This window comes from Anaeromyxobacter dehalogenans 2CP-C (assembly GCF_000013385.1).
Classification (GTDB): Bacteria; Myxococcota; Myxococcia; order Myxococcales; family Anaeromyxobacteraceae; genus Anaeromyxobacter; species Anaeromyxobacter dehalogenans_B.
The window spans coordinates 4,571,687-4,594,079 of sequence record NC_007760.1 but is presented as its reverse complement, the minus strand read 5'-3'; the positions used below and the strand labels follow the sequence as shown (position 1 = coordinate 4,594,079).

General features: G+C 76.5%; 22 protein-coding genes and 1 pseudogene. 12 read left to right on the top strand and 11 right to left on the bottom strand.

The window, feature by feature from the left end:
* Window positions 1-915: a TRAP transporter TatT component family protein gene (locus ADEH_RS20560; RefSeq protein ID WP_011423026.1), complete on the top strand. Its 915-nt coding sequence runs from the start codon at window positions 1-3 to the stop codon at window positions 913-915.
* A 15-nt stretch (window positions 916-930) separates the two neighbouring features.
* Window positions 931-1,926, top strand: a complete 996-nt coding sequence (dctP, locus tag ADEH_RS20555; protein ID WP_011423025.1) for a TRAP transporter substrate-binding protein DctP — start codon at window positions 931-933, stop codon at window positions 1,924-1,926.
* Here dctP and ADEH_RS20550 read toward each other — a convergent pair whose 3' ends face one another.
* Complete coding sequence (locus ADEH_RS20550; RefSeq protein ID WP_041453737.1) at window positions 1,927-2,844, bottom strand: hypothetical protein; 918 nt, start codon at window positions 2,842-2,844, stop codon at window positions 1,927-1,929. It abuts the gene before it with no gap.
* A gap of 64 nt (window positions 2,845-2,908) precedes the next feature.
* Between ADEH_RS20550 and msrP the strand changes: the two genes are divergently transcribed.
* Window positions 2,909-3,850 carry a protein-methionine-sulfoxide reductase catalytic subunit MsrP gene (gene msrP, locus ADEH_RS20545; RefSeq protein ID WP_011423023.1) on the top strand — a complete coding sequence of 314 codons (942 nt, stop codon included), beginning with the start codon at window positions 2,909-2,911 and terminating at the stop codon, window positions 3,848-3,850.
* A gap of 6 nt (window positions 3,851-3,856) precedes the next feature.
* Window positions 3,857-4,288: pseudogene (locus ADEH_RS23765) on the top strand (sulfite oxidase heme-binding subunit YedZ); the annotation flags it as partial.
* Window positions 4,289-4,457: 169 nt separating this feature from the next.
* Here the strand turns inward: ADEH_RS23765 and ADEH_RS20535 are convergent.
* The gene (locus ADEH_RS20535; protein WP_011423021.1) at window positions 4,458-4,829 is read right to left on the bottom strand and encodes a response regulator transcription factor; all 372 of its coding nucleotides are present in this window, start codon (window positions 4,827-4,829) and stop codon (window positions 4,458-4,460) included.
* A 227-nt stretch (window positions 4,830-5,056) separates the two neighbouring features.
* On the opposite strand from ADEH_RS20535, the gene ADEH_RS20530 reads away from it, so the two are divergent.
* From ADEH_RS20530 to ADEH_RS20520, 3 genes are all read left to right on the top strand, one after another.
* On the top strand, window positions 5,057-5,995 hold the full coding sequence (locus tag ADEH_RS20530; RefSeq protein ID WP_011423020.1) for a DUF429 domain-containing protein: 939 nt from the start codon (window positions 5,057-5,059) through the stop codon (window positions 5,993-5,995).
* A gap of 71 nt (window positions 5,996-6,066) precedes the next feature.
* Window positions 6,067-6,702 carry a uracil-DNA glycosylase family protein gene (locus ADEH_RS20525; protein ID WP_011423019.1) on the top strand — a complete coding sequence of 212 codons (636 nt, stop codon included), beginning with the start codon at window positions 6,067-6,069 and terminating at the stop codon, window positions 6,700-6,702.
* A complete protein-coding gene (locus tag ADEH_RS20520; RefSeq protein WP_011423018.1) occupies window positions 6,699-7,136 on the top strand; it encodes a septal ring lytic transglycosylase RlpA family protein in 438 nt (145 codons plus the stop codon). The genes ADEH_RS20525 and ADEH_RS20520 overlap by 4 nt, the downstream gene beginning before the upstream one ends.
* Here ADEH_RS20520 and rpe read toward each other — a convergent pair.
* The 4 genes from rpe to ADEH_RS20500 all read right to left on the bottom strand — a co-directional run bounded on the left by rpe (window position 7,133) and on the right by ADEH_RS20500 (window position 11,482).
* Window positions 7,133-7,807 carry a ribulose-phosphate 3-epimerase gene (gene rpe / locus ADEH_RS20515; protein ID WP_011423017.1) on the bottom strand — a complete coding sequence of 225 codons (675 nt, stop codon included), beginning with the start codon at window positions 7,805-7,807 and terminating at the stop codon, window positions 7,133-7,135. The two genes, ADEH_RS20520 and rpe, sit on opposite strands and share 4 nt — an antisense overlap.
* 9 nt (window positions 7,808-7,816) lie before the next feature.
* Complete coding sequence (locus ADEH_RS20510) at window positions 7,817-9,184, bottom strand: RsmB/NOP family class I SAM-dependent RNA methyltransferase (protein ID WP_011423016.1); 1,368 nt, start codon at window positions 9,182-9,184, stop codon at window positions 7,817-7,819.
* Window positions 9,184-10,122 (bottom strand): methionyl-tRNA formyltransferase, encoded by a 939-nt coding sequence (fmt, locus tag ADEH_RS20505; RefSeq protein ID WP_011423015.1) that lies wholly within the window; start codon window positions 10,120-10,122, stop codon window positions 9,184-9,186. The genes ADEH_RS20510 and fmt overlap by 1 nt, the downstream gene beginning before the upstream one ends.
* 67 nt (window positions 10,123-10,189) lie before the next feature.
* Entirely contained in the window at window positions 10,190-11,482 is a 1,293-nt protein-coding gene (locus tag ADEH_RS20500) for a glycerate kinase type-2 family protein (RefSeq protein WP_232287361.1), read from the bottom strand.
* Between the two features lie 155 nt (window positions 11,483-11,637).
* Between ADEH_RS20500 and ADEH_RS20495 the strand changes: the two genes are divergently transcribed.
* A complete protein-coding gene (locus ADEH_RS20495; RefSeq protein WP_011423013.1) occupies window positions 11,638-12,285 on the top strand; it encodes a hypothetical protein in 648 nt (215 codons plus the stop codon).
* A gap of 30 nt (window positions 12,286-12,315) precedes the next feature.
* On the top strand, window positions 12,316-13,863 hold the full coding sequence (locus ADEH_RS20490; protein ID WP_011423012.1) for a HEAT repeat domain-containing protein: 1,548 nt from the start codon (window positions 12,316-12,318) through the stop codon (window positions 13,861-13,863).
* 153 nt (window positions 13,864-14,016) lie between these two features.
* Here the strand turns inward: ADEH_RS20490 and ADEH_RS20485 are convergent, their stop codons facing one another.
* Window positions 14,017-15,462: an LETM1 domain-containing protein gene (locus ADEH_RS20485; protein ID WP_041453735.1), complete on the bottom strand. Its 1,446-nt coding sequence runs from the start codon at window positions 15,460-15,462 to the stop codon at window positions 14,017-14,019.
* A 240-nt stretch (window positions 15,463-15,702) separates the two neighbouring features.
* A complete protein-coding gene (gene recA, locus ADEH_RS20480; RefSeq protein WP_011423010.1) occupies window positions 15,703-16,779 on the bottom strand; it encodes a recombinase RecA in 1,077 nt (358 codons plus the stop codon).
* A gap of 270 nt (window positions 16,780-17,049) precedes the next feature.
* Here recA and ADEH_RS20475 point away from each other — a divergent pair, with 270 nt between their 5' ends.
* Complete coding sequence (locus tag ADEH_RS20475; RefSeq protein WP_011423009.1) at window positions 17,050-17,640, top strand: DUF2378 family protein; 591 nt, start codon at window positions 17,050-17,052, stop codon at window positions 17,638-17,640.
* A gap of 19 nt (window positions 17,641-17,659) precedes the next feature.
* Here the strand turns inward: ADEH_RS20475 and ADEH_RS20470 are convergent, their stop codons facing one another.
* Window positions 17,660-18,253, bottom strand: coding sequence for a YqgE/AlgH family protein (locus ADEH_RS20470; RefSeq protein WP_011423008.1), 594 nt, complete (start codon window positions 18,251-18,253; stop codon window positions 17,660-17,662).
* Window positions 18,254-18,495: 242 nt separating this feature from the next.
* Between ADEH_RS20470 and ADEH_RS20465 the strand changes: the two genes are divergently transcribed.
* A complete protein-coding gene (locus ADEH_RS20465; protein ID WP_041453734.1) occupies window positions 18,496-18,699 on the top strand; it encodes a hypothetical protein in 204 nt (67 codons plus the stop codon).
* 15 nt (window positions 18,700-18,714) lie between these two features.
* Complete coding sequence (locus ADEH_RS20460; protein WP_011423007.1) at window positions 18,715-19,890, top strand: cache domain-containing protein; 1,176 nt, start codon at window positions 18,715-18,717, stop codon at window positions 19,888-19,890.
* Window positions 19,891-19,897: 7 nt separating this feature from the next.
* Here the strand turns inward: ADEH_RS20460 and thpR are convergent, their stop codons facing one another.
* Window positions 19,898-20,482 (bottom strand): RNA 2',3'-cyclic phosphodiesterase, encoded by a 585-nt coding sequence (gene thpR / locus ADEH_RS20455; protein ID WP_011423006.1) that lies wholly within the window; start codon window positions 20,480-20,482, stop codon window positions 19,898-19,900.
* 60 nt (window positions 20,483-20,542) lie between these two features.
* Window positions 20,543-22,378, bottom strand: coding sequence for a glutamine--fructose-6-phosphate transaminase (isomerizing) (gene glmS, locus ADEH_RS20450; protein ID WP_011423005.1), 1,836 nt, complete (start codon window positions 22,376-22,378; stop codon window positions 20,543-20,545).
* Window positions 22,379-22,393: the final 15 nt, after the last annotated feature.

Below are 22,393 nucleotides of genomic sequence, written 5' to 3'. Positions count from 1 at the left end.
GTGAACCGTACCCACCACCTCGCCCTCATACTCGCGGTCACGCTGCCGCCGCTCGCCGGGTGCAGGAGCGCCGCGCTGTCGTTCGCCGCCGACGCCGTCGCGCAGAGCGGCACCTCCTACGCCTCGGACGACGATCCGGAGCTGGTGCGGGACGCGGTCCCGTTCGGCCTGAAGACGATGGAGGGGATCCTCGAGGAGAACCCCAGGCACGTGGGGCTCCTGACCGCGCTCACCAGCAGCTTCACGCAGTACGGCTACGCGTTCGTGCAGGCGGACGCCGAGCAGGCCGACCTCGACGGCCGCATCGACGCGGCCCGCGCCGGCCGCCTCCGCGCGAGGAAGCTCTTCCTGCGCGCCCGCGAGTACGGCCTGCGGGGGCTGGAGGTGCGGCACGAGAAGCTCTCCCGCCGCCTTCGGGAGGGGCGCGACGTCCCGGCCGCGCTGCGGCGCGCCGGGAAGGAGGACGTCCCGCTGCTGTACTGGACCGCCTCCGCCTGGACGCTCGCCATCGTGAACGGCAAGGGCGACATGCAGCTCGTCGCCGAGCTGCCGGTGGCGATCGCGATGATGGAGCGGGCGCTCGAGCTGGACGAGCGCTGGGGCGACGGCGCCATCCACGAGTTCTTCGTCTCCTACGACGCCACCCGCAGCGCCGCCCAGGGCGGCGGGGCGGAGCGGGCCAGGGCGCACCTCGACCGGGCGCTCGCCCTCTCGATGAACAAGAAGCTGGGCCCGCTCGTCTCCTGGGCGGAGGGCGTCCTCGTCCAGCAGCAGGACCGGGCCGGGTTCACGCGCGTCCTCGAGGAGGTCGTGCGCGCCGATCCGGACGCCGAGCCGAAGTACCGGCTCGCCAACATCCTGGCCCAGCGGCGCGCCCGCGCGCTGCTCGACCACGTAGACGATCTGTTCCTCTAGTCCCGGGAGTCCCACGTGAAGAAGCTGCTCCTCGCCGCGCTGCTCGCGGCGCTCGCCCCGGCCGCCCGCGCCCAGAACGTCGTCATCAAGCTCGGCACGCTCGCGCCCCAGGGGTCCACCTGGCACGAGATCCTGAAGGAGATGGCGCAGCGCTGGGAGCAGGCGTCCGGCGGGCAGGTGAAGCTCCGCATCTACGCCGGCGGCGCCCAGGGCAGCGAGGGCGACATGGTCCGCAAGATGGGGATCGGCCAGCTCCAGGGCGCCGCCATCTCCAACGTCGGCATGCACGACGTCATCCCCGAGCCGCAGGCGCTCTCGGTCCCGTTCCTGTTCGAGGACCAGGCGCAGATGGAGTGCGCGTTCGCGAAGGTGCGGCCGCAGCTCGAGGCGGCGCTGGAGAAGCGCGGGCTCGTCGCGCTGCAGTGGAGCCGCATCGGCGCCATCCACCTGTTCTGCTCCTCGGCGCACCGCTCGCCGGCCGACATGGCGAACGCGAAGATCTGGGCCTGGGAGGGCGACCCGAAGAGCGTGGAGGCGTTCCGCGCGGCCGGGCTGAAGCCGGTGGTGCTCTCGTCCAACGACATCGTGCCCTCGCTGCAGACCGGCATGATCGACTGCATCCCCAACGTGCCGCTCTACGTCCTCACCGCCCGCCTGCACGAGAAGGCGAGCCACATGATGGACCTGCCCTGGAGCTGGATGATGGGCGCGACGCTGGTGCGCAAGGACGCCTGGGAGAAGATCCCGGCGGACACCCGCGCCAAGCTGGCCGCGATCGCCAGGGAGCTGGGCGAGAAGGTGGACGTCGAGGTGAAGCGGCTCAACACCGACGCCGTGACGGCCATGCAGAAGCAGGGGCTGCAGGTGGAGAAGGGCGACCCGGCCGCCTGGCGCACCGCCATGGAGAAGACCTGGCCGGTGGTGCGCGGCGGGGTGGTGCCGGCCGCGTTCTTCGACGAGGTGAAGGGCGCGCGCGACGCCTGCAAGGCGGGCGGGGCGAAGAAGAAGTAGTCAGCGCGCGGCCGCGAAGCGCGCCACCGCGCGGCGGGCCGCGGCGCACCCGAAGATGAGCGTGAGGTGCCCGCGCGGGAAGCTCGCCCGCGCGGCGCCCCAGCGCGCGGCGAGCGCGTCCGCGCCCGGCCGGAGCGCGATCCGATCCGCCTCGCCGGTCACGACCAGCACCCGCCGCGCGGTGGGCGGGCGCGCGTCCGGCCGGAACGGCGCCAGCATCGCGGCGAGCTCCGCCGGCGGCGGCGGCGGCGCCCCGGCGCGGCGGGCCAGCCCCAGGTAGCGCCGCCCGATCCGCGTCCCCTCGAACACCGCCGCGAGATCTGCGGGCGGCGCCACCAGCGCGGCGAAGTCGGCCGCCTCGGGCGCGGTGGCGGCGAGCCCGGCCGCGAGCGCGCCCAGCGAGAGCCCGCACACGCCGGCCGCGCCGCCCTGCGCGCGGGCGAGCGCGAGGAGCACGCGGATCTCGAGCACGAGCTGCTCCATCGCCGCGCGCAGCGCCGGGACGTCGGGCGTGACGAACCCCTCGCCGCTCCGCACGCCGGGCGCGGCGCGGTGCAGGTGGCGCGGCGGCACCAGCGTCCAGCACGCGAGCCCCTCGGCGGCGAGCGCGCGCTCCCAGCGCGAGACGAGGCCGAGCCGCGGGAGCTTCCACGGCGGGACGAGCACCACGGTGCCGCGCCGCGGGCCCTCCGGCGGCCGCGCCACCGCCGCCATCTCGAGGTCGCCGGGGCACGGCCGCGGCGAGGGGGCGCGCCACGGGCCGGGCGCGCCGGGCGGCGGCGGGAGCGGCGGCAGCGGGCCGAAGCAGTCGAGCGGCGCGGCGTCCGCCCCGCGGAACGGGACGGGGGCGCGGCGGCGCCGGTCCTCGCCCCACATCGCGAGCTCGTCCAGGGTGCCGTGGCAGCGCAGCAGGGCCATCTCGGGGCCATTATGCAACCCGCCGCCGGGTGGCGCGTATCCCCGGCGGAGAGGGAGGACGGCGATGGCGCGCTGGCGACCGGACACCGCGGAGCGGGAGGCCACCCCGGAGGCGCTGTACCTGCGGCGGCGGGAGTTCCTGGCGCTCGGCGCCGCGGGCGCGGTGGGGCTGCTCCTGCCGCGCGGCGCGCGAGCCGGCGAGCCCACCGGCGCGGCGCTGCAGGTGGCGCGCAAGGTGGACCAGGCCGGCGGCGAGACGCCCACGCCCTGGGACTCGGTCACCGGCTACAACAACTTCTACGAGCTCGGCACCTCCAAGGAGGACCCGTCGCGCAACGCCGGCTCGCTCCGGCCCCGGCCCTGGACCGTCACCGTCGCCGGCGAGGTGAAGAAGCCGCAGACGCTCGACCTGGACGCGCTCACGCGCATGTTCCCGCTGGAGGAGCGCGTCTACCGGATGCGCTGCGTGGAGGCGTGGTCGATGGTGATCCCGTGGGTGGGCTTCCCGCTCGGCGACCTGGTGCGCCGCCTCGAGCCGACCTCGCGCGCGAAGTACGTGGCGTTCCAGACGCTGCTCGATCGCGACCAGCTCCCCGGGCAGCGCCGCCCGGTGCTGCCGTGGCCGTACGTGGAGTCGCTCCGCATCGACGAGGCCGCCCACCCGCTCGCGCTGCTCGCGGTGGGGCTCTACGGGCGCGTGCTGCCCGGGCAGAACGGCGCGCCGCTCCGGCTGGTGGTGCCGTGGAAGTACGGGTTCAAGGGCGCGAAGTCGATCGTGCGCATCACGTTCCTCGCCGACCGGCCGCACACCACCTGGAACGACGCCGCGCCGGACGAGTACGGCTTCTACGCGAACGTGAACCCGGAGGTGGACCACCCGCGCTGGAGCCAGGCGCGGGAGCGGCGCATCGGCGAGTTCTTCCGCCGCAAGACGCTGCCGTTCAACGGCTACGCCGCCGAGGTCGCCTCGCTCTACGCGGGGCTCGACCTGCGCAAGAACTACTGAGCCGTCGTGACGCGCGCCGGCACCCGCATCCGCTTGCGCCTCCTGAAGGCGGCCACGTTCGCCGCCTGCTGCCTCCCGCTCGCGAAGATCGCCTGGGACGCGTTCACCGGCGGGCTGGGCGCGAACCCCATCGAGGCGGTGCTCGACCGGCTCGGCTTCTGGACGCTGACGCTGCTCACGCTCTCGCTCGTGCCCACGCCGGCGCACGACCTCGTCGGCCTCGCCTGGCCGGTGCGGGTGCGGCGCATGCTCGGCCTGTTCACGTTCGCGTACGCCACGCTGCACCTGTGCTGGTACGTGGGCGTGGACCAGTTCTTCGACCTGCAGATCCTCGCGAAGGACGTGCTGAAGCGGAAGTTCATGGCGGTGGGCTTCGTCGGGTGGCTGCTGCTCGTGCCGCTGGCGGTGACGTCCACCGACCGCTGGGTCCGGCGCCTCGGGTACGCGCGCTGGAAGCGGCTGCACCGGCTGGTCTACGCGGTGGCCGCGCTCGGCGTGGTGCACTTCATGTGGCGCGTGAAGGCGGACGCGCTGCGCCCGTACGTGTTCGCGGGGATCCTGGCGGCGCTGCTCGGGGCGCGCGCGGCGGTGCGCCTGCGCGCGCAGCTCAGCAGAGCCGGTGCACCGCGTCCACGAAGCTCGCCAGGTCGAACGGCTTCGGGAGGAATCCCTCGACGCCCAGTCCCGCGACGGCGCGGCTGTCGCCGCCGTGGCCCGCCGAGAGCACGAGCACGGGGATCCGCGAGAGGCGCGGGTCGTCGCGCTGGACCGAGCGGAAGGCCCAGCCGTCCATGATCGGCATCATCAGGTCGAGCACGATCAGGTTGGGCGGCTGGTCCACCGCGGCGAGCCGGTCCAGCGCCTCCGCGCCGTTGGCGGCACAGCTGACCGCGTAGCCCTCCTCCTGCAACAGCTCGGCGATCGTTTCCCGGATGGCGAGGTCGTCTTCGACGACCAGGATGCGAGCGGGGGAAGCCATGTTCGGTCGTACTCTGGGCACGGCTGCCCGGAGAGGGAACCCCCTGATCGCTCGCCCGGGCGGCAGGCGCCGGTCTGCGTCCCGGCAGGGCCCTCGCCAACGGGGGCCCAGCCGCGCGGCGCTGCGACCCGCAGTCCGTTCCCGCGGCATCCGCGAGAGATTCCGGGGCCCTGGTCCGGCGCAGCGTTGACACCCCCTGGAACCGGGCGATACACGCAGCGAACGCCATGCCAAACGAGAACGAGCCATCCACCGCAGCGGGTGCCGTCTACGGCAGGGCGTCGCCGCCCAGGATCGGGCTGCCGGAGCGCGGCGTGGTCATCGGCCTGCGCTGGAGCGGGATCGAGGGCGCCGGCAACCAGATCCTCGCCGCGAAGATCGAGTGCGAGCCGGAGCGGGCGCGCCTGACGCGCCTGTGGCGGCCGTTCACCGACGCGCCGGGCCGCCGCGACGTGCAGGCGCGCTTCGCCGCCTGGCTGGCCGAGGAGGCGCGCTGGGCGGAGGGGCGCCTCACGCTCGGCGTGGACTTCGCGCTCTCGCTCTCCGAGACCCACCTGCGCCAGCTCGGGCTGCTGCGGCAGGCCATCCGCGGCCCGGCGGTGCTCGGCCGCAACCTCGAGGAGCGCTTCCTCGGGCAGGGCGGCGACTTCTCCGAGGGCGCGGCGCGGCTGCGCGCCGAGCTCGGGAAGGACCGCCCGCGCTTCACCGACTGCTACCGCGCCGAGCCGGCCACGCCCACCAGCGCGCGCGCGTTCCGGCAGACGTTCTTCGGCCTCTGCACCATGGCCCGCGCCACCGCCGCCTTCCTGCCCTGGGATACGCCGGCCGCCGGCAAGCCGCTCGTGGTCGAGGTGCGGCCCGGGCACGTGGCGCGCGCGATGTGCGGGGTGTGCACCTACCGCGACGACGAGCGCGACGGGGTGGCGCGCTCCTCCACCCGCGCCAAGATCCTCCGGACCCTGCGCCACGCCGCCAAGCTCGAGTTCGAGATGGAGCAGGCGGCGCAGATCGTCGAGGACGGCGACGGCGAGCACCTCGACGCGGTGCTCTCCGCCACCGGCGCGGCGGCGGCCTGGCACGGCGGGTTCACGGGCGTGCCCGCGAACGTTCCGCGCTGCGAGGGCTGGATCCACTCCATCCGCGAGGAGCCCTGGCGCGAGGGGTAGCAGGCGGACGCACGCCTGCGCACCCGGAGCGGTTGGCGCGCGGCCGCCCCGCCGGATAGGCTCGGCACCCCGTGCCGCGCACCCCGAAGACCGTCACCGCCCTCGAGGCGGTGCTCCGCGACGTCGCGGCGTTCCGCCCGCGCGGCTTCGGCCCGCCCATCCACGGCCCGCCGGTGCCGAGCCGCATCTTCCTCATCGGCCAGGCGCCCGGGCCGCACGAGGCGCGCTTCGGCCGCCCGTTCGCGTGGACCGCCGGCAAGACGCTGTTCCGCTGGCTCGAGCGCGCCACCGGCGCCGGCGAGGAGCTGGTCCGCGAGCGCGTCTACATCTCCGCCGTGGTGCGATGCTTCCCCGGCAAGGCGCCGGGCGGCGGCGACCGGGTGCCCACGCCCGACGAGTGCGCGCTGTGGCGCGGCTTCGTCGAGCGGGAGGTGGAGATCCTCCGGCCGCGCCTCGTGATCCCGGTGGGCCGCCTCGCCATCCAGGAGGTGCTCGGCCACACGGAGCCCATCGCGGCCGTGGTCGGGCGCACGCTCCGTGCGTACTTCCACGGCGTGAAGACCGACGTCATCCCGCTGCCGCACCCGTCGGGTGCCTCGACCTGGTTCAAGATGGAGCCGGGCAAGACGCTGCTCGACGAGGCGCTGACGCTCATCGCCGATCACCCGGAGGTCCAGCGCACCTTCCGCCGGAGGCGCACCGCGTGAGCGGGCGCGCGCTCCGCGCGGCGGCGGTGGCGCTCTGCGCCGCGGCCGCCTGCGCGCACGGGCCCGCGCGCGAGGCCGGTGGCCCCGGGCGCGGCGAGGAGGCTCCCGCCCGCGCCGCCGAGGCGCCCGCGCGCCCCGGCGAGCAGGTCGGCCTCGCGAGCTACTACGGCAAGCGGCACCACGGGCGGCGGACCGCCAGCGGCAGCCGCTTCGACATGCACGCCATGACCTGCGCGCACCGCACCGCGCCGTTCGGCACGCGGCTCAAGGTGACGTCGCTCGAGTCCGGCAAGAGCGTGGTGGTGAAGGTCACCGACCGCGGCCCGTTCGCCGGCGGCCGGGTGGTGGACCTGTCCTACGCGGCGGCCCGCAAGCTGGGCATGGTGGAGGACGGCGTGGTGCGCGTCCGGGTCGAGCCGCTCGAGGACGACTAGGCGCGGCCCCGCTCCGCGGCGGCGCGGAGCGACGAGATGGCCTGGCGGTAGTCCGGCGCGCCGAACACCGCGGTGCCGGCGACGAGCACGTTCGCGCCCGCGGCCGCGACCTTGCCGGCGGTCTCCGGCTTCACCCCGCCGTCCACCTCGATCTCCAGCGCCAGGCCGCGCGCGTCGGCCATGGCGCGCAGGCGGCGGACCTTCTCGGTGCAGGCCTCGATGTACTTCTGGCCGCCGAAGCCCGGGTTGACGGTCATGACGAGCACCATCTCGCAGTCGCCGAGCACGTACTCGATCGCGGACAGGTCGGTGGACGGGTTGAGCGCCACCGCCGGCCGCGCCCCCGCGGCGCGGATGGCCTGCAGCGTGCGGTGGAGGTGCGGCGAGACCTCGGCGTGCACCGAGACGAGGTCGGCGCCGGCCTTCGCGAACGCCTCCACGTACTTCTCCGGCTCGACGATCATGAGGTGCGCGTCCACCGGGAGCCTCGTCACCTTGCGCACCGCCTCCACCACCAGCGGGCCGATGGTGATGTTCGGCACGAACCGGCCGTCCATCACGTCCACGTGGATCACGTCGGCGCCCGCCGCCTCGACGGCGCGGACCTCCTCGGCGAGCCGGCCGAAGTCGGCGGAGAGGATCGACGGGGCGATGCGGATGGGGAGGGCCATGGACGGATCCTAGTCGGTGGAGGGCGCGTCCCGCACCAGCCGCGCGGCGTAGAAGCCGTCGGTCCCGTGGCGGCTGGGGAGGGCGAGCAGATCGCCCTGCGCGTCGAGCACGTCGGCCGGGAAGCCGGCGGGCGGCGGGGCGCGGCGGAAGCCCTGGGCGAGGAGCGCCTCGACCACCTCCGGCCCCTCGGCGCGCGAGAGCGAGCAGATCGAGTAGACGACCGGCGCGCCGGGCCGGGCGTACCGGGCGGCGTTGAGGGCGATCTGGCGCTGGAGCGCGGCCATGCGCGGCAGGTCGCCGGGCGCGCGGCGCAGCTTCAGCTCGGGGTGGCGCCGGAGCGTGCCGAGGCCGGCGCAGGGCGCGTCCACCAGCACCGCGTCGAAGCTCCCGGGCTCGAGCCCGGGGATGGGCTTCCCCGCGTCGGCGCACACCACCCGCACCGCGGGCAGGCCGCGGCGCGCGGCCTCGCGGGCCAGCTCGTCGGCCTTGCGCGGGTGGAGCTCGACGGCGACCACCTCGGCCCCGGGCCCGAGCAGCTCGGCCAGGTGGAACGCCTTGCCGCCGGGCGCGGCGCAGGCGTCGAGCACGCGCGCCGGCCGGCCGGCGAGGTCGCCCGCCGCGAGGAGCGTCACGAGCTGCGCGGCCTCGTCCTGCACCTGGAACGGCACGTCCCCGGCCGCGTGGGCCAGCTCGGCCACCGACGCCCCGGTGAGCACCACCCCGCCCGGCGCGCGGGCCGCGGGCGCCGCGGTGAGCCCGGCGGCGCGGGCCCGCCCCAGCAGCGCCTCGCGATCGGGCGTCCGCACGCACAGCGGGGCCGGCGCGTTCATCGCCCGCGCGAGCGCCAGGGCCTCGCCGGCGCCGAGCCAGGCCACCCACTCCTCGGCCACCCAGCGCGGCAGCGCCTCGGCGGCGGCGACGTGGCCGGCCGGATCCGCCTCGAGCGCGGGCGGGTCCGGGAAGCGCGGGGCGCGCGAGAGCGCCCGGAGCACCGCGTTCACGTACCCGGCGGCGCGGCCGTGGTCCGCCGCCTTCGCGAGCGTCACCGTCTCGCCCACCGCCGCGTGCGCGGGCGTGCCGAGCACGAGCAGCTGGTAGGCGCCGAGCCGCAGCGCGACCCGCGCGGCCGGATCCAGCTCGGCGAGCGGGCGGCGGGAGTGCGGCGCCAGCGCGGCGTCGAGCGCGAGCGCCCGCCGGAGCGTGCCGTAGACCAGCTGGGTGGCGAGCCCCGCCTCGCGGGGATCGAGCGCGCCGGCCGCGCCCAGCGCCGCGTCGAGCGCGCGCGACGCGTACGCGCCGCCCTCGTCCACGCGCCGGAGCACCTCGAACGCGATGCCGCGGGCGCCCGCGGCCGGGATGGACGTGCGGACGGCCATCAGGTGCCCAGCCGGAAGCGCTTCCTGCGCAGGCCGTTCGCGAGGTCGAGCGCCGACTGCGCCGGCCGGCCCTCGAGCTGCACCCGGGTCACGAGCAGCGCCGTCCCGCCGCCGCACGCGACCGCGAGCCCGCGGCCGGCGACCACCTCCGCCTCGCCGGGCTCGCCCGCGGGCGCCGCGAGGTCCGCGGCGGGCCGCGCCTCCAGGACCTTCAGCGTGCGGCCCTCGAGCGTCGTGAACGCGCCGGGCCAGGGCGTGAAGCCGCGCAGCCGATCGGCGACGCGTCGCGCCGGGCTCTCCCACGCGACGCGCCCGTCCTCCTTCTCGAGGATGCGCGCCAGGGTGGCCTGCGCCGGGTCCTGGCGCACCGGCACGATCGCGCCGGCCTCGAGCAGGCGGAGCGCCTCCGCGAGCGCCTCGCCGCCGAGCGCCGCCAGCCTGGGCGCGAGCGTCTCCGAGGTGTCGTCCTCGCGGAGCTCGAGCGCGCGCTGCAGCAGGATGTCGCCGGTGTCGAGCCCCTCGTCCATCTGCATGATGGTGACGCCGGTCTCCCGCTCGCCCTCGGCGACCGCCCACTGGATGGGCGCGGCGCCGCGCCAGCGCGGGAGCAGCGAGCCGTGGACGTTGATGGCGCCGTGCGGGGCGAGCGTGAGCAGGTCCTTGCCGAGGATCCGGCCGTAGGCGGCGACCACCAGCGCGTCCGGCGCGAGCGCGCGCAAGGCGGCGGCGAGCGTCCCGTCGCGGACCTTCTCCGGCTGGAGCACCGCGACGCCGTGCGCGCGGGCCCAGGCCTTGGTGGCCGGCTCGCGGAGCGCCTGGCCGCGCCCGGCAGGGCGGTCGGGCTGCGCCACGACGGCCACGAGCGCGTGACCGGCGCGGTCCAGCGCGTCGAGCGCGGCGACCGCGAAGGCGGGGGTGCCGAGGAAGGCGATGCGCATGGCGGCCCCTGTATACGCGGGCGGGGGCGGGAGATCGAGCGCCAACCGGACGCGCCGGGCGGCAGCGTCACTCGACCGCGACCAGCACCAGGTCGCAGAGGTGCGTCCCCGTCTCGAAGCGCGGGATGGCGGCGCCGAGCGCCACGGCGGCGGGGCCGGAGCGGGCCTCGGCGAGCGCCCGCGCCAGGTCGATCCCGCGGCGCGCCGCCTCGCCCGCGCTCTCGCCGTCCACCACCGCGCCGGCCTGCCCGGTGGGCCCGTCGCGCCCGTCCGATCCGGCCGCGAGCAGCGCCGCCGGGAGGCCGTCCAGGCCGGCGGCGGCGAGGAGCGCCAGGTGCTGCGCCCGCCCGCCCTCGGGCGCCGCCGCGGCGGCGGGGATGCGGATGGTGGGCTCGCCGCCGAGCGCGAGCAGCCGCGGCCCGCGGGCCCCCGGCCGCCCCGCCCGCTCGCGCGCCCAGAGCGCCAGCCGCGCCGCCACCGCCACCACGTCGCCGGTGAGCGGGACGGGATCGACCGCCGCCTCCATGCCCATCCCGCGCGCCACCTCCGCGGCGGTGCGCGCCAGGTCCACCGGGCCCGCCAGCAGCCGGTGGCGCACGCCGGCGAGGCGCGGGTCGCCCGGCTTCGGCGTCTCCGGCAGCTCGCCGCGCGCGCCCGCCTCGAGCCGCGCCCGCACCGGCCCGGGCAGCGCCGCGCCCGCGTCGTGCACCGCCGCGAGCGCCTCGCCGAACGTGCTCGGATCCGGCGCGAGCGGGCCGGACGCGATCACCGAGAGGTCGTCGCCGGGGACGTCGGAGAGCACCAGCACGCGCACGTCCGCGGGCGCGAGCCGCGCGCCGAGCTGGCCGCCCTTCAGCCGCGAGAGGTGCTTGCGCACCGCGTTCAGCGCCTGGATGGTGAGCCCGGCGCGCATGAGCGCGGCGATCGCGCCGGCCTTCTCCTCCGGCGCGAGGCCCTCGGCGGGCGCCACCGCCAGCGCGCTCCCGCCGCCGGAGAGCAGCACCAGCGCCGGCGCCCCGCCGCCCGCGGCGGCCCAGTCGAGGAGCGCCTGCCCCGCCTCGAGCGAGCCGGCGGTGGGCCGGGGGTGGCCGGCGGCGATGCAGCGGGCGCCCGGCGCGACCGGGGGCCGGGCGCCCTCGGGCAGCACGCAGAGCGGCTCGCGGGCGCGCCCGCGGAGCGCGGCGAGCGCCGCCTCCAGCATCGGGGCGGCGGCCTTCCCGAGCGCCGCCAGGCGCACCGGGCCGGGCGGGAGCGGCTCGCGCGCCAGCGCCTCCGTCACCAGGCGCGCCGCGGCGGTGCGCGCCAGGGTGGCGCGGTACACCGCCTCGCAGGCGGCCGCGAGCGGCCTGCGCGCGCTCACGCGCGGTGCCCTCCGGGCGGTCCGTCCTGAGCACACCTTGTCCCCGCCGCGCCGACATGGGGTGGCGGCGCCGCGTTGCGGGGGGTCGCTCGCGCGGTAGAATCGCCCGGCCCGGTCGGCGTCCAGGCGGGCCCAGGCGGAAAGGGGAACGCACGATGTCCGAGGTCTCCCCCGCGAGCCCTTCCGGCGCGGGCCACGCGCGGCGCCACTTCCTGCTCGACCGCGGGTTCCAGCTCAAGTACGCGCTGACGATGGCCGGCGCCGGGCTGGTGGTGGCGGTCGCGTTCGGGCTGTGGCTGCACCAGGCCCACGCGCAGGCCACCGCGCTCCTGCCGCAGGACGCCGACACGCGCGCGCTCATCGCCCGCAGCGACCGCCTGCTGCTGGCCGCGTTCGCGGGCATCGCCCTGCTGCTCTCGGGCGCGCTCGGCCTGCTCGGCATCGTGATCACGCACCGCGTGGCCGGGCCGGTGTTCGTGATGGGCCATTACCTCTCCATCATGGCGCAGGGGCGGTTCCCGCGCATGCGGACCCTTCGGCGGGGAGACGAGCTGAAGGCGTTCTTCCGCACGTTCCTCGAGGCGGTGGACGCGATGAAGGCGCGCGAGGCGCGCCACGCCGCCGTGCTCGAGGCCGCCGTGGAGCGGATGCGTGCGGCCGAGGCCCACGCCCCCGAGCTCGCCCCCGCCATCGAGGCGCTCGCCGCCGCCGCCCGCGAGCGGCGCGCCGCGCTCGCCATCGACGATCCCGAGCCCACCCCCATCGCCGTTCCGGCGCCCCGCCAGGGCGCCGCCGGCCGCTGAACGCCGTCCCCCGGAGCCGAGGAGCTGCCCATGATGACGCTGCGCCGCGCTGCCGCCCTGCTCGCCTGCCTGCTCGTCACCGCGTGTGGAAGCCCGAAGGACGCGGAGGGGTGGGCGAAGCGCGCCGCCAGCCGGAGCCGCACCGACGAGAAGCTCGAGGCGCTCGCGCAGGTGCGCAAGGCGCCGGGCGACCGCCGCGCCGCCGTGCCGTACCTCGTCGAGGTGCTGAAGCAGGCGCCGCGGGCCCGCGGCGAGGCGGCCGTGGCGCTCGGCGAGATCGGCGACGCGGCCGCGGTGAAGCCGCTGCTGGACGCGGTGGACCGCGCCGCGCAGGACCGCGACACGCGCGACGCGAACCGGCACATCGCCACCGCGCTCGGCGCGCTCCGGGCGCGCGAGGCGGTGCCGGCGCTGGTCGAGCTGACCGCCTCGCCGGACGGCTACACGCAGGTGGCGGCGGTGGACGCGCTCGGCGAGATCGGCGACCCGGCCGCGATCGACACGCTGGTGCGCATCGCGACCTCGACCGAGGTCGAGCCGTTCACCGCCAAGCGCGCCATCCTGGCGCTGGGCCGGATCGGCGACGCGCGGGCCGGCCCGGTGGTGCTCCGGATGCTGTTCGAGGAGCGCCCGGGCGTCACGTTCTTCCCGGAGGCGGCGTTCGCCGCCGCGCAGATCGGCCGGCCCATGGCCGCGCCGCTGCTGGCGGTGCTGGAGGGGAAGGACGCGGCCCTGCAGGACTGGGCGCGCGCGCGCGGGGTGGTGAGCGGCGCGCTGTACGCGAAGGCGGCGCAGGTGCTCGGCGACGTGGGCGGCCCGGACGCGGTGCCGGCCCTGGTCGCGCGGCTCGCCTACCGCGACGCGGATCCCCGCGTCGGCGTCTACGTGCGCGTCTTCGCGGCGGAGTCGCTGGGCCGGCTGCGCGCGCGCGAGGCGGTGAAGCCGCTCGCGGACCTGATCGGCCGCGAGCCGGACCCGGACGCGCGCGACCGCTACTGCGACGCGCTCGCGCGGATCGGCGACCCGGCCGCGCTGCCGGCGCTGCGCGCGGCCGCCGCCGCGGGGGCGTGGCGCGTGCGCGAGGCGCCGCTCGCGGCGCTGTCGCGGCTGGGCGGCGCGCCCGAGGCGGCGCTGGTGGACGAGGCCATCCGCGCGTGCGGGAGCGGCTGCCCCGCGCAGGAGGGCCAGGCGCTCGCGGGGATGAAGGCGCGCCTCGCCGCCGCGGCAGCCTGCCAGGACGCGGCCTGCTGGGCCGGCAAGCTCTCCGACCCGGACCCGGCGGTGCGGGACCGGGCCGCGCTCGAGGTGGGCCGCGCCGGCGGGTCCGCGCAGGCGCGCGCGCTCGCGGACGCCATCGCGCGCCCGGTGGACGGGGACGCGGCGCTCGCCGCGCGGCACGCCGCGGTGCTCGCGCTCGGCTGGATCGCCGCGCGCGAGCCGCTCGGCGCGGACGCCGCGCAGGTGGCCGCCGCGATCGACCGGACGGTCGCGCAGGACCGCGGCCGGACGCTCACCGCGGGCGTGAACGAGGACGCGCTGCGGCTGGCGCTCCGGCTGAAGCGGCCGGCGGCGAGGTAGCCCTTCGACTCCGGCGGGCCTGCGGCCCGCCTACGCTCAGGGTGAGCGGACGTTCGCGCTCATCCCGACCCTTCGACTCCGGCGGGCCTGCGGCCCGCCTACGCTCAGGGTGAGCGGACGTTGGCGCTCATCCCGCGCGGAGTCGCGAAGCCTTCAGGCGGGCTCGCGCTTGCGGCCGCCCGCCTTGCCCGGGGCCTTCGCCGTCGCGGGCGCGGCGGCGACTTCCTTGCCGGGGGCGGCAGGCTTCGCGCCGGCAGCGGGCGCGCCGTCCCCGCGGGGCGGGCGGTCCCAGGCGCTCGGCATCAGGTTGAAGGGCAGCAGCTTCGCGAGCAGCGGCAGCAGCAGCATGCCGCCCGGCGCCGCGAAGATGGCGAGGGCGGGCACCGCCTTGGCGAGGTCGATGAGCTGCGCCTTCACCTTGCGCTTCTCGGCCGCGCTGAGCGTCTTCCCGGCGGCGGCCTTCGCGAGCAGCCCGCCCAGCTCGCCGGTCTCGCGGATCTCGGTCGCCAGCGAGCCGAGGTTGTCGGTGACCGCGGTGGAGACGCGCTCCACCACGTGGTCCGCCACCGACTCCCACTCGTCGGCGAGCACCTGCCAGTCCACCGGGACGCCGCCCTCGTCGAACGCCTCGAACCAGACCTCGTGGTCGCAGTGCTGCGCCGCCGCCTCCACCTGCGCGGTGGCGACCGCCGCCGCGTCGAGCCCGGCCGCCGCGGCGAAGCGCTCGGTCCAGCCGCGCGGCGCGTCGCCGTCGAGGCGGACCCGGAGCTGCGCGAGCAGGAGCTGCTCGAGCAGGAACGGCCGCACCCGCTCCGGCGCGTCGGCCGCGATCGCCTCGGGGCCGCGGGGGGACGCCACCAGGCGGCGCGCGTCGCGCAGCTCGGCGCGCGACAGGCCGAGGCGCGCGAGCTGCCGCACCCGCACGCCTCGGGCGCGCTCGCCGTCCGAGCCGGCCGCGAGCAGCAGGCCGGAGAGCGCCTCGGCGAGCAGCACCGACTCGCGCGCGGCGTAGGCGCCGTGACGGGCCAGCGCCACGGGATCGAGCCGCCCGGCGCGGTGGAAGCCGAGCACCACGCGCGCGAGCCGCCGGCGCAGGATGGCGGTCGCGCCGGGGTGGAGCGGCAGCCCGGAGACGGGATCGCCGGCCGGGTACGCGCGGGCCTGCAGCGCCTCGGCGGCGCCGCGGAGCGCGCGCTCGACCGCGCGGTCGGTGGACCCGCCCGGCTGCTCCGGCTCGACCTCGAGCGCGAGCGCGTCGAGGCCGAGCGCCGCCGCCAGGAACGCGGCGATCTCGGCGCGCTGGCGGGTGCGCAGGAACGGCTCGCCGCGCAAGAGCGCGAGGTCGAGCGCCAGCCCCACGTGCGTGCGGACCTCGTCGAGGAACGCGTCGTCCGGCGCCGGGGCCTCGGCGCAGAGCCGCCGGCGGCGCAGCGAGCGGGCCACCAGCAGGCGCGCCGCGGGGAGCAGGTCGCCCCGCGCCTCGGCCGCCGCGCGCACGTCGGCCGGCAGCCGCGCGCGGGCGGCGTCGGGGTCGTGCTGCTCCAGCTCCTCGGCGAGGAGGTGCTCGAGCCAGCTCTTGTCGCTGAGGGCCTTCGCCACGTCGATTCCGGAAGGGTGGGAGTCTAACCCGGTTGCCCCCTCGCCCGCTTGCCCACCCGGCGGATCCTTCGCCGTGCGGGCGGGCGGTGCGGCGCGCCGGTCGGGCCGCGGGGCGGGCGGGGTGGCGCGAGGGGGCGAAGGAGGGGCGGAGACGAAGCGAGCCGGCCTCTCTCGAGGCCGGCCCGGCCGGGCCGCGGTCGCGGCTCCCTCGCCCATGGGGGCGGGCGAGGGCGTTGCGGATCACTTCGCCTTGGCGCGGGGCTTCCGCTCCTCGGCCGGCTCCTCCGCCGGCGGGGAAGGGACGGCCACCGGGCCGCGGTGGATGCCGAACTTCTCGAACAGGCGGGCCTCCACCTGCTGGAGGATCTCGGGGTGCTCGCGGAAGAACGCCTTGGTCTGCTCGCGCCCCTGGCCGATGCGCTCGCCGCCGAAGCTGAACCAGGTGCCGCTCTTCTCGACGATGCCCTCGTTCGAGGCGAGGTCGAGCACGTCGCCCTCACGGCTGATGCCGTGGCCGTACATGATGTCGAACTCGACCTCCTTGAACGGCGGGGCGACCTTGTTCTTCACCACCTTCACGCGGGTGCGGTTGCCGATGACGGAGTCGCCGTCCTTGATGGCCCCGATGCGGCGGATGTCGAGCCGCTGCGACGCGTAGAACTTGAGCGCGTTGCCGCCGGTGGTGGTCTCCGGGTTCCCGAACATCACGCCGATCTTCATGCGGATCTGGTTGATGAAGATGACGATGGTCGAGGACTTGGAGATGGTGCCGGTGAGCTTGCGGAGCGCCTGGCTCATGAGGCGGGCCTGCACGCCCATGTGCGCGTCGCCCATCTCTCCCTCGAGCTCGGCCTTGGGCACCAGGGCCGCCACCGAGTCCACCACCAGCACGTCGATGGCGCCGGAGCGGACCAGGGTCTCGACGATCTCGAGCGCCTGCTCGCCGCTGTCGGGCTGCGAGATGAGCAGGTCGTCGGTGCGCACGCCCAGCTTGCGGGCGTAGCCCACGTCGAGCGCGTGCTCGGCGTCCACGAACGCGGCGATGCCGCCGCGCCGCTGCGCCTCGGCGATGGCGTGCAGCGCCAGGGTGGTCTTGCCGGAGGACTCCGGCCCGTAGATCTCGATGATGCGGCCGCGCGGGAAGCCGCCCACGCCGAGCGCGATGTCCAGCGAGATCGCGCCGGTCGAGACCGCCTGGACGTCCTTCACCAGCGCGTCCTCGTTGCCGAGGCGCATGATCGAGCCCTTGCCGAACGCCTTCTCGATCGACGCGACGGCCAGCTCGATCGCCTTCTCCTTCTCCGGTCCCACGGGCATGTTTCGTCTCCTTGTAGGGCGCGCCGCGCCTGGCGCGGGGCTCGATCCGTTCGGCCCCGCTCGCCGTGGCCTCTGTGAAGGGCGCTCCCGGCGACTTCTCCTGCGTGCCTTCTTCCCTACCAGCGCCCCCTGACACCGGGGGCGCCGGACCTGAACGTCCGGATACTGAACGGACGGTCGGGTGGAGTCAAGGAAAGGTGCGGGAATCCGCGCCCATCCCGAGCGGGTCTCTGCCCGGCACCCCGCCCCTTGGGGCACACTGCCCGGTCCATGCCCGTCGATCGACAGGACCTCGAGGCCCGCATCGCCGCCGCCCGCAGCGACGACACCGTCCGCGGGCTCGTCTTCAACGCGCTGTTCTCGGTGGTGCGGGAGGTCGCCGGCGAGGAGGTCGCGCGCGCCTGCGACCCGGCCGGCAAGGCGAGCCGGGTGGAGTTCTTCAGCTACCCGGTGACCGACTTCCTGGCGCTCGCCGCGGCGGTCGCGGACCGGATCGGCGGGCGGCTCGGCGGCGAGCAGCAGGCGTTCTTCCGGATCGGGCACCGCGCCGGCGGGATGGTGCTCGACTCGATGGTCGGCAAGACCATGCTGGCGCTCTCGGAGGCCGGCGGCGCGCGCCAGCTGCTCGCGAACGTCCCGAGCGCCTACAAGGGCGCGGTGAGCTACGGCGAGCGGCGGCTGGAGTGGACCGGCGAGCGCCAGGCCCGCGTCACGTTCCGCCGCGAGCTGCTCGCGCCGCCGTTCCACTGCGGCGTGTTCACCGCGGTGCTGGAGCGGGTCGGGGCGAAGGACATCCGCACGCAGGCGCGGCAGACCGGCGCGCTCGACGCGGAGTGCGAGCTGGCCTGGGAGGCGCCGTAGCGCGCCGCCGGGGCGGCGGTCAGGCCTCGGCGCCGCCCCCGCCCACCAGGAACCCGGCCGGATCGAGCCCGAGCCGCCGCACCGCGGTCTCCCAGCGCTTCTCCATGGGCACGTCGAACACGAGGTCGCCCTGCAGCGGCAGGGGCACCCACGCCCCCTCGCCGACCTCGTGCTCGATCTGGAGCGGCGCCCAGCCGGCGTAGCCGAGCAGCAGCAGGTACGGCCCCGGGTCGCGCGAGCGGACCAGCGCCTCCAGCAGCTCGCGCGAGCCGCCCAGCGCGAGCCCGCTCCCCAGCGCCACCGCGCCCTCCTCGGGCGCGGTCGGCCCGGGCCGGAACAGGATCCAGAGCCGCTCCGGCTGCACCGGCCCGCCCACCAGCACCGGGTCGTCCGCCCGCCCGGCGCCCTCGGCGCGCTCGCGCAGCCGCTCGTCCAGGCCGCCGAGCACGTCGGCCACCGTGATGGGCCCGGGCCGGTTCACCACGAAGCCGAGCGCACCTTGCGCGTGGTGCTCGGCCATGAGCACGAGCGACCCGTTGAAGTTCGGGTCCGCCAGCGCCGGCGCCGCGACGAGGAAGCCGGGCGCGAGTCCGGCGGGAGCGTCCTTGGGCATGTGCGTCCTCCGGTGCGGCCGAGCGACGCTCGGAGATCTCGCGCGCCGCGGCGGGGAGTGCAAGCCGGTGCGCCCCCCGCCGTGCGTGCGGGTGCGCGCGACGGCGCAGGTACGGCACCACCCCGGGTAGGGGCGTCCCTGCAGGGGAGTCACCCAACCCTGCGTCATCGCTTCGCGGGTGCGCGGCACCCCGCTGGCAATGGGTCGCCCGGCCGGCCCTCGACGCCGGCGGGGAGCGAACGATGGGGAAGCTGTACGACACGGTCCGCCAGATCGACGCCGTGATCGCGCGCAAGAACCTGCCGGTCTTCAAGACCAAGGGGCTCATCGCGATCCACGTGGGCTTCTCGCTGGCGCTGGTCGAGGAGGCCACGCCGGACGACGAGGCCAAGGTAGACGCCCTGCGCCGCGTGGCGGGGCAGGTGCTGGGCGAGCCCATCCCGTAGCGCGGGGGTCCCGACATGAAGGCCATCTCGATCAAGACGAAGCTGGTGCTCGCCATCGTGGTCGCGCTCGCGCTGGTGGCGCTCGCGGTCGCCGCGGTGGTGCGAGGCGCCGCCGAGCGCAACGTGCGGCTGGTGGGCACCGAGGCCATCCGCGCGGCGGGCGGGACGTTCGCCGCCATGCAGCGCGCCGACGTGGAGAAGCTGGACGCGACGCTCTCCGCGCTCGCCGCGAACCCGGCGTTCGGCGAGGCGTTCGCGGCGCGCGATCGCGAGCGGCTGCTGGCGCTCGCGGCGCCGGTGTTCGCCGGCCTGCGCGCGCAGCACGACATCACGCACTGGTACTTCCTCGACGCGGCGCCGGCGCAGACCTGCTTCCTGCGCGTCCACAAGCCCGAGCAGCACGGCGACGTGGTGCGGCGGGCCACGCTCGCGCAGGCGGTCCAGGCGGGCGGGCGCGGGGCCGGCATGGAGCTCGGCCAGACCGCGTTCGCGCTGCGCGTCGTCCGGCCGCTGGCGCACGCCGGGGCGGCGCTGGGGTACGTGGAGCTGGGCGAGGAGGTGGACCACTTCCTCGGGCGCATGAGCGCACAGACCGGCGACGCCTACGCGCTGGTGGTGGAGAAGCGGTTCCTCGACCGCGCGGCGTGGGCCGCCACGCGCGAGGGCCGGCGCGATCCCTGGGACGACCAGCCCGCCACCGTGGTGGTGGACGCGACCTCCGACGATCCGGCGCTCGGCGCGTTCCAGGGCGATCTCGCCGCGGTGCCGGAGGAGGGCCAGCTGGTGGACGAGCTGGAGCGCGGCGGGCGCACCCTGGCGCGCGGCCTGGTGCCGGTGCGCGACGCGGCCGGGCGCCGGGTGGGCGCGCTGTTCGTGCTCCACGACATCACCGACGTGCACGCGACGTTCATGCGGGCGCGCACGCGGGTGTTCGCGGTGATCTGCGCCATGGCGCTGCTGCTCGCCCTCGTGCTGGTGGCGTTCCTCCAGCGGCTGGTCTTCGGGCGCCTGGCGCGGATGGTGTCCACCATGGAGGACCTCTCCGCGCGGCTCGCCGGCGGCGACCACGACGTGACCGCGCCGCCGCCCGGGCCGCCCGACGAGATCGGCCGGTTCGAGGACTTCTTCGGCCGCTTCCTGGCGGTGGTCGGCGGCCAGCTGAAGGAGCTGACGCGGCGGCGGACGGGGTAGGGCGGCGCTACCCGCCGCCGAGCGGCGCGCGCAGGAGCGCCTCGTAGCGCGCGCCCTTCGGCGAGAGGTGCGACTCGAACAGCACCAGCTCGGTCGCGCGCCAGCCGAAGCCGTCGGCCCGGGCCTGCGCCGCCAGCGCGCCGCCGAGGCCGGGGGCGCCGCGCGGATCGCGCGCGCGGCCCAGCGTGAGGTGCGGCGAGAACGGGCGCGACTCGGGCGCGAACCCGAGCGGCGCGAGCCGCGCGCCGAGGTCGGCCACCAGCGCCGAGAGCGCCGCCACGTCGCCGCCGAGCCCGAGCCAGACCACCCGCGGGCGGCGCGCGTTGGGGAAGCCGCCCGCGCCGCTCACCTCGAGCGCCATGGGCCGGGCGACGGCGGCCGCCGCCTCCACCGCGGCGCGCACCGCCTCCACCCGCTCCTCCGGCACCGCGCCCAGGAACTGCAGCGTGAGGTGCACGCCGTCGGGCGCCACCCAGCGGACGTCGCCCGCCGCGCGCCCGGCGTCGGCGCGCAGCGCGTCGGCCGCGGCGCCGATGCGGCGGCGCACGGCGTCGGTGGGCTCGAGGGCCACGAACAGGCGGCGGGTGACCACGGCCGAGGTCTACCGCACCCGCGCGCCGCGCGCGAGGTCCGGCGCGGCGGGGCCGGCGCGCTACTCGACCGTCACGCTCTTCGCCAGGTTGCGCGGCTGGTCCACGTCGGTGCCCTTCAGGTCCGCTACGTGGTAGGCGAGGAACTGCAGCGGGATGATCGACAGGAGCGGCACCAGCGCCGGCGGCGCGGGCGGGACGGTGATCGCCACCTCGGCCAGGCTGGCGGCGTGCGTGTCGCCCTCGGTCACCACGGCGAACACCTGGCCGCCGCGGGCCCGCACCTCCTCCATGTTGCCGAGCGTCTTCTCGTACGCCGGCTCGCGCGTGGCGAGCACCACCACCGGCAGCTCCTCGTCGATGAGCGCGATGGGGCCGTGCTTCATCTCGCCGGCGGCGTAGCCCTCGGCGTGGATGTACGAGATCTCCTTCAGCTTGAGCGCGCCCTCCAGCGCCACCGGGTACTCGCTCCCGCGGCCCAGGAACAGCACGTCGCGCGCGGCGGCGCAGCGCTTCGCGATGGGCATGAGCTGCGCCTCCTGGCGGATCATCTGCTCCATCCAGGAGGGCACGCGGCGCAGGTCCTCGAGCAGCTCGCGGGCGCGCTCCGGCGAGAGCGTGCCGCGGAGGCGGCCCAGGCGCACCGCCATGAGGAACAGCGCGGCGAGCTGGGTGGTGAACGCCTTCGTCGAGGCGACGCCGATCTCGGGGCCGGCGCGGGTGAACAGCGTGCCGCCGTCGCACTCGCGGCTGATGGCCGAGCCCACCACGTTGCAGATCGCGTAGGCGCGGGCGCCGCGGGCGCGGGCGATCTTCACCGCGGCGAGCGTGTCGGCGGTCTCGCCCGACTGCGAGATGGCGAGGCACAGCACCCGCTCGTTCACCAGCGGATCGCGGTTGCGGAACTCGCTCGCGAGCTCCACCTCCACCGGCACGCGCGCCAGCGACTCGATCATCTGGCGCCCGGAGAGGCCGGCGTGCCAGGAGGTGCCGCAGGCCACGATGACGATCCGCTCCAGCGAGCGGGCGTAGTCCCCGGGCAGCTCCATGCCGTCGAGCGTGACGTCGCCCTGCTCCAGCGAGGCGCGCCCGCGGATGGTGTCGGCCACCGCCCGCGGCTGCTCGAAGATCTCCTTGTGCATGAAGTGCTTGTGGCCGTCCTTCTCGGCGGCCACCGCGCTCCACTCGATCTTGCGCGGCTTGCGCGCGAGCGGCTCGCCGTCGCGCCCGTACAGCGCGATGCCGGCGGGGGTGAGCACGGCCAGCTCGCCCTCCTCCAGGTAGACCACCTCGCGCGTGTGCTCGAGGATGGCCGGCACGTCGGAGGCGAGGAAGCTCTCGCCCTTGCCGTAGCCGACCACCAGCGGCGAGGCGTTCTTGGCGGCGACGATCTCGTCGGGCCGCTGCTGCGAGACCACCGCGATGGCGTAGGTGCCCTTCACCTGCGCGAGCGCCTGGCCCACCGCGTCGCGCAGGTCGCGCGCGCCCGCGGCGAGCGCGTCGGCGATGAGGTGCGCGAAGATCTCGGTGTCGGTCTCGGACGAGAACTTGTGCCCGCGCCCCGCCAGCGCCGCCTTCAGCTCGAGGTGGTTCTCGATGATGCCGTTGTGGACCACCGCCACCCCGCCGTAGCAGTGCGGGTGCGCGTTCTCGTCGGACGGCTTGCCGTGCGTGGCCCAGCGGGTGTGGCCGATGCCGGTCGTGCCGGCGAGCGGCGCGTCGGCGAGCAGCGCCACCAGGTTCTGCAGCTTGCCCTTCGCCCGCTTCACCGCCAGGCCGTTCGGCCCGACCACCGCCACGCCCGCCGAGTCGTACCCCCGGTACTCGAGCTTCCGGAGGCCGCCCACGATGAGATCCACGCACTGCCGGGGGCCGACGTAACCAACGATTCCGCACATAGGGTCGCCTCAATA